Source organism: Oerskovia paurometabola, assembly GCF_016907365.1.
In the GTDB taxonomy this organism is placed as follows: Bacteria; Actinomycetota; Actinomycetes; order Actinomycetales; family Cellulomonadaceae; genus Oerskovia; species Oerskovia paurometabola.
In genome coordinates this window covers 317924-329944 of record NZ_JAFBBV010000001.1, presented here as the reverse complement: position 1 = coordinate 329944, position 12021 = coordinate 317924, and the positions used below count along the sequence as shown (strand labels likewise).

The 12021-nt window shown below is 74.7% G+C and carries 9 protein-coding genes; 2 read left to right on the top strand and 7 right to left on the bottom strand.

What is annotated here, in order from left to right; all coding sequences use genetic code 11:
• Position 1: 1 nt before the first annotated feature.
• The 4 genes from JOD48_RS01480 to JOD48_RS01465 form a co-directional block, all read right to left on the bottom strand.
• Positions 2-3205, bottom strand: a complete 3204-nt coding sequence (locus JOD48_RS01480) for an AAA family ATPase (RefSeq protein WP_204806903.1) — start codon at positions 3203-3205, stop codon at positions 2-4.
• Positions 3205-4482, bottom strand: a complete 1278-nt coding sequence (locus JOD48_RS01475) for an exonuclease SbcCD subunit D (RefSeq protein WP_204806900.1) — start codon at positions 4480-4482, stop codon at positions 3205-3207. Before JOD48_RS01475 ends, JOD48_RS01480 begins: the two co-directional genes overlap by 1 nt.
• Positions 4483-4585: 103 nt before the next feature.
• On the bottom strand, positions 4586-4930 hold the full coding sequence (locus JOD48_RS01470) for an STAS domain-containing protein (protein ID WP_191789994.1): 345 nt from the start codon (positions 4928-4930) through the stop codon (positions 4586-4588).
• A 119-nt stretch (positions 4931-5049) separates the two neighbouring features.
• Positions 5050-5529, bottom strand: a complete 480-nt coding sequence (locus JOD48_RS01465; RefSeq protein ID WP_191789995.1) for an aminoacyl-tRNA deacylase — start codon at positions 5527-5529, stop codon at positions 5050-5052.
• A gap of 166 nt (positions 5530-5695) precedes the next feature.
• Between JOD48_RS01465 and JOD48_RS01460 the strand changes: the two genes are divergently transcribed.
• Together JOD48_RS01460 and JOD48_RS01455 are read left to right on the top strand one after the other, a co-directional pair.
• On the top strand, positions 5696-6319 hold the full coding sequence (locus JOD48_RS01460; protein WP_204806898.1) for a hypothetical protein: 624 nt from the start codon (positions 5696-5698) through the stop codon (positions 6317-6319).
• Complete coding sequence (locus JOD48_RS01455; protein ID WP_204806896.1) at positions 6316-7512, top strand: PrsW family intramembrane metalloprotease; 1197 nt, start codon at positions 6316-6318, stop codon at positions 7510-7512. Before JOD48_RS01460 ends, JOD48_RS01455 begins: the two co-directional genes overlap by 4 nt.
• On the opposite strand, the gene JOD48_RS01450 is transcribed toward JOD48_RS01455, so the two are convergent.
• The 3 genes from JOD48_RS01450 to JOD48_RS20025 all read right to left on the bottom strand — a co-directional run bounded on the left by JOD48_RS01450 (position 7501) and on the right by JOD48_RS20025 (position 11910).
• Positions 7501-9306, bottom strand: coding sequence for an ABC-F family ATP-binding cassette domain-containing protein (locus tag JOD48_RS01450; RefSeq protein WP_191789998.1), 1806 nt, complete (start codon positions 9304-9306; stop codon positions 7501-7503). The genes JOD48_RS01455 and JOD48_RS01450 overlap by 12 nt on opposite strands.
• Positions 9307-9550: 244 nt before the next feature.
• The gene (locus JOD48_RS01445) at positions 9551-10057 is read right to left on the bottom strand and encodes a nucleoside deaminase (RefSeq protein WP_191789999.1); all 507 of its coding nucleotides are present in this window, start codon (positions 10055-10057) and stop codon (positions 9551-9553) included.
• Entirely contained in the window at positions 10054-11910 is a 1857-nt protein-coding gene (locus JOD48_RS20025) for a M15 family metallopeptidase (protein WP_204806894.1), read from the bottom strand. Before JOD48_RS20025 ends, JOD48_RS01445 begins: the two co-directional genes overlap by 4 nt.
• Between the last annotated feature and the right edge of the window lie 111 nt (positions 11911-12021).

Sequence of the window (12021 nt, the reverse complement as noted above, 5' to 3'; positions counted from 1 at the left end):
CCTACGCCCGCACGGTGAGCGTGCTCGACCCGTTCGCGAGCCGCCGCACCTCGATACGTTCCGCGATGGCCTGCTTGAGCGCGTCGACGTGCGACACGACGCCGACGACGCGACCACCGGCACGGAGCTTGCCGAGCTCACCGAGCACCGCTTCGAGGGTCTCGGGGTCGAGCGTCCCGAAGCCCTCGTCGACGAACAGCGTCCCGAGGTCGACACCTCCGGCCTCGGCGGTCACGACGTCGGCCATGCCGAGCGCGAGGCACAGCGACACGTAGAAGGTCTCGCCGCCCGAGAGCGTGCGGGGGTCGCGCGCCTGCTCGGTGCGGTGGTCGAGGACCTTCATCGCGAGCCCGGTCCGGCGGGTGCGGACGTCCTCCTTCTCGTCGGACCGTTCGAGCTCGTAGCGCCCGTCCGACATCTCGCGGAGCCGCTCGTTGGCGGCCGCGACGACGTCCTCGAACCGCCTGACCAGCACGAACGTCGCGAGGGACAGCGCCTTGGCGTTGTCGCTGCCGGACCCCGCGGCGAGCGCGGCCATGCGTGCGACGGGGGCGGCGTCCTCGCGGGCGCGCACCCAGGCCGACACGGTCGACCCGATCTCGGCTGCTGCGGTCGCGGCCGCCGTCGCGCGCCGGGACGCACCGTTCGCCTGGAGGGCGGCCATCCGCTCGGCGGCCTCGGCCTGCCCGACGGCGTCACGCGCGCCGTCGAGATCGACCTCCACGTCCGCGGGCAGGGACGCGACGACCTCCTCGGAGAGCCCTCTCCGGACGCGCTCGGTGTCCGCGTCGACCGTGCGGAGCCTGCGGTCGAGCTCCTGACGGCTCTCGGCCGGCAGGAGCGCGTCCACGGCTTGCTGCTCGTCGTCAAACCCGGCCTCGGCGACGACTGCCGCCACCTCGGCCGCCCGGGCCTCGACCGTGGCCGACGTGCGGGCGACCGCGGCCTCGGCGTCGAGCAGGGCGCTCACGGCGAGATCGCGGTCCCGCAGGGCTGCCGCGAGCACCGCGACAGGGTTGGCGGGCGCGCCCTCGTCGGCCAAGGGATCCGGGAGGCCGGCGCCCGCGAGGAGCGGCCCGGTCGCGTCGAGCTCGTCGGCGATCTCGCGGCGGTCCTGCTCGATCCCGGCGGCCAGGGCGTCGAGGCGCGCACTCTCGCCCGCGATCCGCTCGGCGAGCGTCGAGGCCAGGGTGATCAGCTCGCCGGTCTCGGCGTCGAAGGCCGAGAGGGCTGCGGACACCTCGGACCGTTCGGTGGCGGCCGCAGAGGACGCCGACACGAGCTCCTTGGCCGCGGCGAGCGCCGCCCGCGCCTGGTCGACCTCGACGCCTCCGGCCGCCCGCAGGAACCCGTCGAGGCGTTCGGCGAGGGTCGCGACCTCGGCGGACGCCGCCGCGACGAACTCCTCGGCGGCCCGACGGGCGGCCTCGGCGGCCTCCACACCGTCCCGGCCCACGTGCTCGTCACCCGTCCGGGCGGGCGCGGGGTGCTCGTGCGCGCCGCAGACAGGGCACGCGTCCCCGGGCTCCAGCCCTGCCGCGAGCTCGCCCGCGATGCCCCCGAGCCAGGCCGTGCGCAGTGCGTGCTCGGCGTCGGACGCGGCCCGTGCGGCGGCGACCGCCTGCTCCTGACCGGCTCGGGCGGCGTCGAGGGCGGCGCCGGTCTCGACGGCCTGGCGCGCGGCCCGCAGCACGGACTCGGCCGCGAGCACCTTCTCCTGCCGCTCGCCGAGGCGTCCGGCGACGTCGGCGAGCTCGTCGCGCCGCGCCTCCCGCTCGGCCCGTTCGGCCGGGCGCGCCTCGAGCTCCGCGAGGACCCGTGCACGCTCCTCGCGGTCGCGCTCGATCTCCTTGCGGCCGTCGACCAGGTCCCGCTCCCGGAGCGGCAGCGACTCCCCCACGGGCAGGAGCCGGACGAGGCGCGTGCTCGCGGCCGCGAGGCTCGACCGCAGGACGTCGAGGGCCGTGACGTCGGCCGACGCCAGCGACTCGGGCACCCCGGTGCGGGCGAGCAGGAGCCGCTCGAGCGCGGCAGCGTGCTCCGTCGCGGCGTGGCGGGCACCCGCGAGGACGGGCTCCACCACGGCCGCCCGTTGCGCGGCGGCGAGAGTCTCACGGTCGGCGGCCACCTGGTCCGCAGCGGCGTCGAGCGCCGCCTGCTCGGCGAGCAGCGCGTCGCGGCGCACGACGGCTGCGCTGAGCGAGCGCGCCGCCTCGAAGGCGTCACGGGCCGCGACGAGCACGCTGTTGGCCGAGATCTCGCTCGCGCCGAGCTCGTCGGCGGTCCGCTGCATCGCGGCGACGTGCCGGTGGACGAGGGTCCGGACCGACGGCAAGGCCGCGACCTCTGCGACAGCGCCGACCTCGCCACCGTCGACGTCGCTGTCACGGTCACCGTCGACGTCGCCCGCCGGCTCCTTGGCCGCGTCGAGCGGCCCCGCGAGCCGGACGTCGTCGCGCGCGGCCTCTCGCAGGGTCGCTGTGGCCTCGCTCGTCAGCCCGGCGGCACCGACGAAGTTCTCGACGGCCCCCGTCGCGATGCCCTTGGCGGCCGACACCGCGCCCTGCGCCTCGCGGTTCAGGGCCGCGAGCTCGGTCTGCACGCGGTCGTAGATCTCGGTGCCGAAGACCTTCTGGAGCAGGCTGCGCCGGTGCTCGGGGTCCGCCCGGAGGAAGTTCGCGAACTCCCCCTGCGGCAGGACGATGGTCTGGACGAACTGTCGGCGGTCGAGCCCGACGGCCCGCTGGATCTCCAGCCCGGCCTCGTCGAGCCGCGTCGAGAGCAGCTCGCCGGGTACGTCGTCGGCGTCGGCCCCCGGCACCACCGCGGCCTGGTCCGCCCCGGCGAGCCGCCAGAGCTTCACCCCGGCCTGCTGGGTCGTGGTGCCCGTGCCGCGCTTCTTGGCGCGCTGGAACTCGGGGGTGCGTCGCACGCGGTAGACCCCGGACCCGGTCTCGAAGGCGAGGTCCACGAACGACTCGACGTCGGGGGCGGCGTACGCCGAGCGGAGCCGGTCCTCGCTCGCGGCCTCGGACGCGACCTTGCCGTACAGCGCGAAGACGACGGCGTCGATGATGGTCGACTTCCCCGCGCCTGTGGGGCCTTCGAGCAGGAAGATGCCCGAGGTCGCGAGCTGGGCGAAGTCGACGACGTGCCGTCCGGCGAACGGCCCGATCGCCTGGAGGGTCAGGGAGTGCAGGTGCATCAGGCGCTCCGCTCGCTCGCGAGGGCGCGTTCGAGCGCGGTGCGCAGCGCGGCCCCCTCGGCCTGGTCGGGTCCCGTCCCCGTGACGTGCTGGACGAACTCGTGGGTCACCTCGAGCGGGTCGCTCCCCTGCCCGACGACGGAGATCACCTCGCGCTCCGCGGTCACCGGTGGGCGGTGCTGGACCTGGAGCGCGTGCGGGAACCGGGCGCGGACGCGCGCGTACATCTCGGTGGGCCGGGCGGGATCGGTGACGAACACGCGCAGCCAGTCGTCGGTGTGCGGGTCGCCGGCCGCGCCGAGGAGTTCGTCGAGCGTCCCGGTGACCTCCGCGAGACGCCGCGGGACCGGTGCCGGGAGCAGCTGCGTCCGGGCGTCCCCGGTCGCGTCGAGGTCCAGCAGGACGGTCGACTTCTTCTGGTGCATCTCCGAGAACGAGTACGCGAGGGGCGAGCCGGAGTAGCGGGCCACGGTCGCGACCTCGTCGCCCTGACCTGTGGTTTCACGTGAAACACCGGGCACCGTGACGGTCTGCGGGCCGTGCAGGTGACCCAGGGCCACGTAGTCCACGCCCGCTCCCCCGAACACCCCGGCGGGCACCGAGTCCACGCCGCCCACCCGGATGTCCCGCTCGGACTCCGAGGCCTGTCCGCCGACGACGAACGCGTGAGCCACGACCACGTTCCGCAGCCGGTCGCCGCCACCCTCGCGGCGGCGCGCGACGTCCGCCGCGACCCGCCGCACGGCCGCTGCGGTCACGGCCTCGTGCGACCGCGGCAGCGGGGCGCGCTCGTGCTCTCTCCCGGACAGGTCCCGCGCGTCGCCACCGCATCCGCAGCCGTCCGCGAGCTCCCACCGCACGGCGTCCGGGTCGAGGTAGGGCATCGCGTACACCGCGACGCGGCCGCCCGAGCCACCGCGCGAGGCGGGGTCCAGGACGACGGGCGTGCCGACGTCGGGCACGCGCGTGCGGAAGTGGACGCCCGCCCGCATGAGCGACGCCCCGAAACCCAGCCGGATCGCCGAGTCGTGGTTGCCCGGCGTGAGCACGACGTCCGCATGCTCGGCGAGCCGTGCGACCGTGTCCGAGAGGAGGTTCACGGCGTCCACGGGCGGGATCGCGCGGTCGTACACGTCGCCCGCGACGAGGACCGCCCCGACCCCCTCCGAGCGGACGACGTCCACGAGGTGGTCCAGGTACGCAGCCTGATGGTCCAGCAGGTCGACGCCGTGCAGCGTGCGACCGAGGTGCCAGTCCGAGGTGTGCAGGATGCGCATGCCCCGAACGGTAGCGGGCGCCACCCACAGCCCTGCGCACCAGCCCCTCGGCCCCCGGGTCGACCTCGTCGTCACCCCGATCGAGCCGCGAGGACCCGACGGGCTACGACCCTGCGGTCGCGGTCCGCACGACGGGGATGGTCCCGGCCATGCCGATCATCTCGAGCAGGTCCTCGAGCGAGGTCGTCGGGTCCTGCAGGACCACGGCGCGCCCGTCCTCGGAGCCCAGCATGTAGACCTGGAGGATGAAGGCGATGCCGGACGAGTCGATGAACGTCACGCGTCCGACGTCGATCGTCACCGGTCCGGGATGCGTGAGCACCTGTGCCATGGCGTCGCTCGCGCGGTCCCTCAGCGCTGCGTCGATCTCTCCCCACAGGGTGATGAGCGACCCCTCGGGGGTCGCCTCGTAGCTGATGCCTGAGTCGTACGTACTGGGGATGGTCATGCTCTTCTCGTGCTCCGTCAGTCGGTGAGGGTGGCCTCGCGGACCGTCCTCCTGGTCAACGATCGGGCAATGAACGGTGTTCCCGTTGTCGGGATCCGTGGAGGTCAAACTCTGAGAGGTTAGACCGGCTCGGTCACGTCCGCGACCTGCGCGCCCAACGCCTTCGCCAGACTCGCGCCGTCGACGCTCGCCGCGACCCCGAAGGCGCCTGCGCCGATCGACACGAGCGGGGACGCCCCGTCGCGGTCCACGACCCGGGAGTCGGCGACCACGGGCCAGGCGGTCGTCGCGCCGAACGGGGTGATCGTCCCTCGCTCGTACCCCGTGACCTCGCGCGCGACCTCCTTGTCCGGCATGGACAGGCGCGAGACGCCCAGGAGGGTCCGCAGCCTGGGCCACGAGATGGTCCGGTCGCCCGGGACGAGGACGAACAGGTAGTCCTCGTCGCCGCGGCGCACCACGAGCGTCTTGACGATGTTGGCCGGGTCGATCCCACGCGCCTCGGCGGCTTCCTCGAGGGAACCGACGGGTCCGTGCCGGGTGATCGTGAAGTCGATCCCGGACGCTTCCAGCGCGGCGCGTGCCCGCTCTTCGCTCATGCCCTCGACCCTAGGCATCGCCGCCCACACTCACCACGCGAAGGGCCGATCAGCACGTGTCGTCCACGTCACCTCCCCGTGGTGTCCGCGCCGTCCCGGGTCGCGGACCTCGCGCCCCGGTGCTTGCATCGAGGGACGCCCGACCCGGACGAGCCCGAGGAGAGCCATGCGACCCGAACCGCCCCCGCTGCTGCGGCCCGAGCGTCGCGGACGCTTCGGCATGGACCGTGTGGGCTCGGTCGCGACGTCCGTCGTGCTGCTGGCCCTCGTGGCCCTGTGGCTCGTCCCGACAGCTGTCGACGAGGGCACCCCGCCCACCGAGACCGAGATCGCCGCAGGGCGGGTCGTGACCGTCTCCGACGGCGCCTCGACCGCGACGGTCCGGTTCCCGGCAGGGTGGTCCACCACGGCCGACATAGCGTCGGGGGACGCGAGCGAGTCGACGTTCGAGGGTGCCAGCCTCACGGTCGACCGCCGAGGCGTCGAGGTCCAGATCGAGGTCGTCTCGGGCGTCGAGAACTCGAACGTCTTCTTCACGCGGAGAGCCCGGCTCGCCGAGCTCTCGACGGGCACGACCCTGTACGACGCGCAGATCGTGTCCGACGGGGACCCCGCCGAGGTCTCAGGGGTCTTCCGGTCGAGCGGTCCCGAGGCGGCCACGCTCACGGTCAAGGTCACGGCGCAGCACGCACAGGGCGGGGTGTCGATCCTCGCGTACGGGACGGCGTCCGACCTCCAGGCGCAGGCCGAGGCCGTGGCGGACCTGGTGAAGGCCGTGACGATCTCATGACCGACCACGCCCCGCGCAACGTCCCGGTCGTCCTTCCGACGAGCGCGCCCGGGCGACGACGGCGCGCCCTCTTCCCCCCCTACCAGTGGGCGACCTGGCTCTACTGGGTCTGCCTGGTCGTGACCGGCGTCGGGATGCTCCGGGTCGCCCGCCAGGACGCGTTCCTCACACCCGAGGGGCTCGCGATCGGGGTACTGCTCGCGGTCCTCGTCACGCTGCTCCTCACGGCGGTCGTCCGGCGGCTCGACCTGTTCGAGGACGAGCCCGTCGGCATGCTCCTCGCCGCCTACGGGTGGGGATTCGTGGCCGCCCCGACGATCGTCGTGGTCGCGAACGACCACCTGATCTCCGCGCTCGAGCGCGTCGGGCTGGCCTCCTGGTCGGCAGCCCTCGTCGGGCCGACCGACGAGGAGCTCGTCAAGCTCCTCGGCGTGGTCCTGGTCCTGTACGCGGGCCGCGCGCACGTGACCCGCCCGCTCAACGGCCTGGTCTACGGGGCGATGGTCGGCCTGGGCTTCGAGGTCAGCGAGAACATCAGCTACATCGTGCAGGGCGCGATCATGGACCCGAACGCCGACGCCGTAGGCGCTCTCCAGGTCGGCCTGAGCCGCGTGCTCGTCGGTCTGGGCGGCCACGCGATGTTCAGCGCGATCGCGGGCTTCGGCATCGCCTACGCCCTGGTGGCGTTCCAGGTCTCCACGGCGCGGCGCGTCACGGTCGCGGTCGCGGCCTCTGCGCTCGCCTGGGTGCTGCACTTCGCGTGGAACGCCCCCGAGATCTTCTTCCCGTCGTCGGAGGCCGGTGCGTTCGCGTCGGTCGTCGTCAAGTACGTCGTCCTGATCCTCGCGTTCGTGCTCGTCGTCCGCTACGCGCGGCACATCGACCACCGCTGGTTCGAGGCGGCGCTCGCCGGCCAGCCCGACGACGTCGTGACGCCCGGCGAGAGGGAGGCCCTGCGCTCCGTCCACGGACGCCGCGCGGCGCGCAAGGCGGCCCGGCGCGCGGGCGGGCGGGCCGAGAGCCGTCGGCTGGCCGACCTCCAGGAGGCGCAGCTCCGGCTCGCGACGCTGCTGGGCCTGCATCCCGACGGGTCACCGCCCGTCGAGGTCCAGAAGGAGGTCGTGCGGGAGATCCGCGCGCAGCTCCTCGTGCCGGTCCAGGCGTCACCGTCGCCGGCGCGGTCAGCTCCCTGAGCCGAGGTCCACCACGTCGCCCTTCCAGGTCCGCCGCAGCCACCGGTCGTGCGACGCGACGACCACGGCACCTGGCCACGTCTCGACCGCGGCCATGAGCTCCTCCGCGAGCGTGAGTGACACGTGGTTGGTCGGTTCGTCGAGCAGCAGCACGTCGGGCGCCTGCGTCACGAGCATCGCGAGGACCACCCGCCGTCGCTGGCCCACGCTCAGCGACGCCAGCGGTCGGTCCAGGTCGCGGGGCGCGACGAGGCCGTGCGCGTCGACGTGCGGGCGGTCCGCGGGGTCCTGCCCCGTGACGAGGGCGAGCAGGTCGCGCGGGGTGCGCGCGTCGTCGTGCAGGCGGACGTCCTGCTCCAGCAGGGCGACCTCGACGCCCCGCGCGCGGCCCACCGTGCCCGACGACGGCGCGAGGTCCCCCGCCAGCACGTGCAGCAGCGTGGACTTCCCGGACCCGTTGGCCCCGGTGACGAGCAGCTTGGCGCCCGGGGCGAGGTCGATCGACGGCACGCCGGCCGCCCGCAGGTCGAGGCGCGGACGACCGTCCGAGGCGGAGCCCGGCTCGGTCGCTCCTCCCTGCACGACGACGTCACGCGCCCACAGCGCCAGGCCGTCGGTCCCGTTCGACGCTCCCTGGGAGCCGCGCCGACCGCCCGAGCGTCCCGGGGACGAGCTCGCCGTACGCTCGCGCACGAGGTGCGGCGGCGCGAACCGCAACGGCGCCGGAGGCTTGCGCACCTGCTCGGCCTGGAGCGTGTCGAGACGCTGCTGGGCGTTGCGCACGCGCCGCGACACCTGCGACTGCACGCGCTCCCCCTTGGCGTCGTAGAGCAGCTTCGACTGGTTGCCGCGCTCACGGTTGTGCGAGACGTTGCGGGCCGTGGTGGCGACCGACCGGCGCAGCGCCTTGAGCTCGTCCTGCTCGGCCGCGAACTGCTGCTCCCACCGTGCGCGCTCGACGCGCTTGGCCCGCAGGTACTCGCGATAGCTGCCCGCGTACAGGGTGCCGCCCGTGCGACCCGCCGAGCTGGCCTCCTGCGAAGGGTCGAGGTCCAGGATCTCGGTGCAGACCTCGTCGAGGAACACGCGGTCGTGGCTCGCGAGCAGCACCGCGCCGGGCAGCGCGCGCAGGGCCGACGCGAGGAACTCGGCGGCCTCGTCGTCCAGGTGGTTGGTCGGCTCGTCGAGCAGGAGCGCGCCGGGCTGGCGGATGAGGAGAGCCGCGAGGCCCAGGCGGGTGCGCTGCCCTCCCGAGAGCCGCGAGACCAGGCGGTCGCGGTGGATCACGTCGAGGCCCAGGCCTGCGAGAGCCCGGGACGCGCGAGCGTCCGCCCCCCACACGTCCGACTGCTCGGCGCGCGCGAGGGCCAGGTCGTAGGCCGCGGTGAGGGCGTCGACGTCAGCGCGCCGGTCGTCGGAAGCGGACCGGGCGACGTCCTGGTCCGGCTCGGACAGCGACGCGAGGGCAGCCCCGGCCGCCTCGAGCTCGCGCTCGATCTCCCGGACCCCCGCGAGGGCGTCCTCGACGACCTGGCCGACGGTCGTCGTCGGGCCGTACGGGAACTCCTGGTGCAGGTAGCCGAGGTCCGGGGGCCGCGTGACCGTCCCCGAGTCGGGGTCCTCGACCCCGGCGAGCAGGCGCAGCAGCGTCGACTTGCCGACGCCGTTCTCACCCACCAGCCCGGTCCGGTGGCCGGGGTCGACGGCGAGGCTCACCCCCGCGAGGACGGTGCGGTCACCGTAGGACTTGGTGAGGTCGAAGGCTGCGAGGAGGGCGGATGAGGGCTGGGGCACGGAATCACCTGACGAAGAGGGCGCCACGGCGGCACGAGAGGCTGCCGACCGACGTCGAGCGCAGCCAGGACACGACGAGGGCGTGTCGCGGGGCGACGTCGGGGCGCGAGAGGAAGGGGGTCTCGCGAGCAGGCTCAGATCCACATGAGGGCAACCCTACGGGGTCGGGCGGGCGGGCCGCGACCGGATTACCCCGACGTCGTGGCTCGACCGTCGTGCCTGCCGTGCCGTACGGGAGGCCGCCCTAGTGGTCGTCCACGCCCAGCAGGCGAGCGTGGAGCGCCCGGACCTCGTCCACGAGCGCCGGGTCGGGGCCCGACACCGGAGTCCCGGGGGCGACCGTGGCGATCGGCAGCGGCGCGACAGGTCCGGGGGGCACGCCCCATCCCGCACGCCACCCGACGAGCTGGGCGCTGCTCGCGGCGTACACGATCCGTCCCAGGCCGACCCACGCGTGAGCCGCGCTGCACATGGGGCAGTGCTCGCCCGACGTGTAGACCACGCTCGTCCGCCGCTGCTCGGCGTCCAGGTGCTCGGCAGCCCATCTGGCGAGAGCGAGCTCCGGGTGCTGGGTCGCGTCCCCGCCGCGGACCCGGTTGCGGTCCGAGCGCAGGATCGTCCCCTCGGCGTCGACGAGCAGCGACCCGAACGGCTCGTCGCCCGCGTCGAGCGCCTCCCGGGCGAGGTCGACGCACACCCGGAGGAACGCGTGGTCGCGCGCGTCCGGAGAGTCGGGGGCCGCGGCGGTCACTGGGCTCCGGACGTCGCGGTCGGCGCGGGGATGTTCGTCGGGGAGGTCGAGGGAGCCACGGAGGACTCGGTCGGCGACGGTGCCGGTGTCGTCGGCGGGTCCGTCGGGTCCGGCGTCGGGGCGGGGGTCGTCGGGGTGGGTTCGGGCGTCGTCGGGGTCGGGGTCGGCGTCGTCGGGGTGGGCTCCGGCGTCGTCGGCGTCGGGGTCGGCGTCGGGGTCGGCGGCGGGTCCGTCGGGACCGGGGTCGTCGGGGTCGGCGTCGGCACGGGGTTCGTCGGTGACGGCGCGGGCGGAGGAGTCGACGGCGAGGCGGGGGCCGTCGGCACGGGAGGTGCCGTCGGCGTCGTCTCCGCCCCTGGCTCGTACCGGTCCGGCATGGCCCCGGCCGCGTAGAACTCGAAGTGCCACGGCTCGGGCTTGCGCCCGTCAGGACGCGCCCAGGTGGGGTTGTCCCAGCCGTAGTCCGGGGCGTGCAGACGCATCCACTGGTACTCGGCGCTCGTCCCGGTCGAGACCGGGGAGCCGACGTCGATCGCGAGACCCCACCCGTGCTGGGACGTCCCGGGGACGGCGGCCAGGAACGGCTTCGCGGCCTTGACGGCCACCTGGTCGTCGTAGCTGCGGTAGGAGTCGGTGATGCGCAGCGGCTTGCCGAACGCCTTCTGGTACTCGGCCGCGAGCGCCTCGAGCTGCTCGGCGGCGTCGCACCGCAGGCTGTGCCCGGGGGCGAAGGCGAGCGTGCACAGCACCGCGTCGGGGAGCTGTCCGTTGGCGTACTGGGAGGTGCTGTCCGCGTACTTCGCGACCGCGGCGGCGAGCTGGTCGGCCAGGGTCATGTCGGCAGGGACCTGGCCGTCCGCCGGGACGACGCCCACGGCCGCGAGCGCGTACGCGGGCCCCATGAGCTCGGCGAGCCGGGTCGCGGCAGCGACGACGTCGTCGATCGTCACCAGGCCCTCGTGCGACGGGGCCTCGTCGTCGGTCGGGTCGGCGGGGTCGGGGGCAGGCGTTGCTGGCAGGCCTGTCTCGGGGTCGAACCCGTCCGCCGCGCCGTCGGCGGGGGGCGTGGGCGTCGTGGCTGTCGTGAGCGGGACGGGAAGTCCCGGCGTGACGGCCCCCGCCGCCCCGGGTGCGTACGGGTCGGGATCGGTCGCCAGGACGTCCGCGGCCCCGTAGCCCTCGTCGGCCGTCGTGGGGGGCGGGACCACCGGGTTCGCGGCGGGCTGGACCCCCGGGCCGGCCGGTACGAGCGTCGACGGTGTGCCCGTCGACGGCGGCACGGCGCCCGCTTCCGGCGCCCCGGGCTCGCCCGGGGTCTCGGGGGGCGTCGGGGCGAGAGGGGTCGGTGCGGCGGGCGGCGTCGCGAGGTCCTCACCGGGCAGGGCGCCGGGCGAGACGGGCCCAGGAGCGTCGACCGACCCCCGGGCGCCTCCGCCGGCCGCGGCCTGCTGGGCCTGGTAGGTCGCGAGCAGCATCCCGAGCTCCGAGCGCGCCTGCAGCACGGGCTCCGAGACCGCGGCATCGGTGCCGAGGACCTCGTCGGACCGGTCGAGCATCTTGACCACGCGGTCGAGCTGGACGTCCTCGCTGGGTGGCTCGTAGGCGGGGGGCTGCACGCCGAACGCGGCGCCGGCCACGGGCTCGTCCGCCGCGTACTGCACCGACCACGCCTCGCGGTGCGTGATCGAGGACCCGACGAACCCGACCGTCATGGCCGACCCGAGGACCAGGGTCGACGAGAGGATCAGCGGGACCGCCCGCGCCGGGCGTCGCGCATGACGGGCATCGACGTGGTCGTGGGGCTCCGCCGGAGGACGGGCGGGCTCGTTCGGCCTGTCGGCCTGGTCGAGCACTGCAGGGGCGTCGTCGACAGCGGGCGCGCCAGTGGCGGCGGGCGCGGCGCGGTGCGCGCCATGCCTGCCCCCTGGGCCGCTGGAACGCACCCGGTGCGTCGGCAAGGTCAC

Excerpts from the sequence above, each read along its gene's own strand:
- JOD48_RS01480 (WP_204806903.1), bottom strand. The coding sequence starts at position 3,205 with ATGCACCTGCACTCCCTGACCCTCCAGGCGATCGGGCCGTTCGCCGGA.
- JOD48_RS01470 (WP_191789994.1), bottom strand. The coding sequence starts at position 4,930 with ATGACCATCCCCAGTACGTACGACTCAGGCATCAGCTACGAGGCGACC.
- JOD48_RS01475 (WP_204806900.1), bottom strand. The coding sequence starts at position 4,482 with ATGCGCATCCTGCACACCTCGGACTGGCACCTCGGTCGCACGCTGCAC.
- JOD48_RS01465 (WP_191789995.1), bottom strand. The coding sequence starts at position 5,529 with ATGAGCGAAGAGCGGGCACGCGCCGCGCTGGAAGCGTCCGGGATCGAC.
- JOD48_RS01460 (WP_204806898.1), top strand. The coding sequence starts at position 5,696 with ATGCGACCCGAACCGCCCCCGCTGCTGCGGCCCGAGCGTCGCGGACGC.
- JOD48_RS01455 (WP_204806896.1), top strand. The coding sequence starts at position 6,316 with ATGACCGACCACGCCCCGCGCAACGTCCCGGTCGTCCTTCCGACGAGC.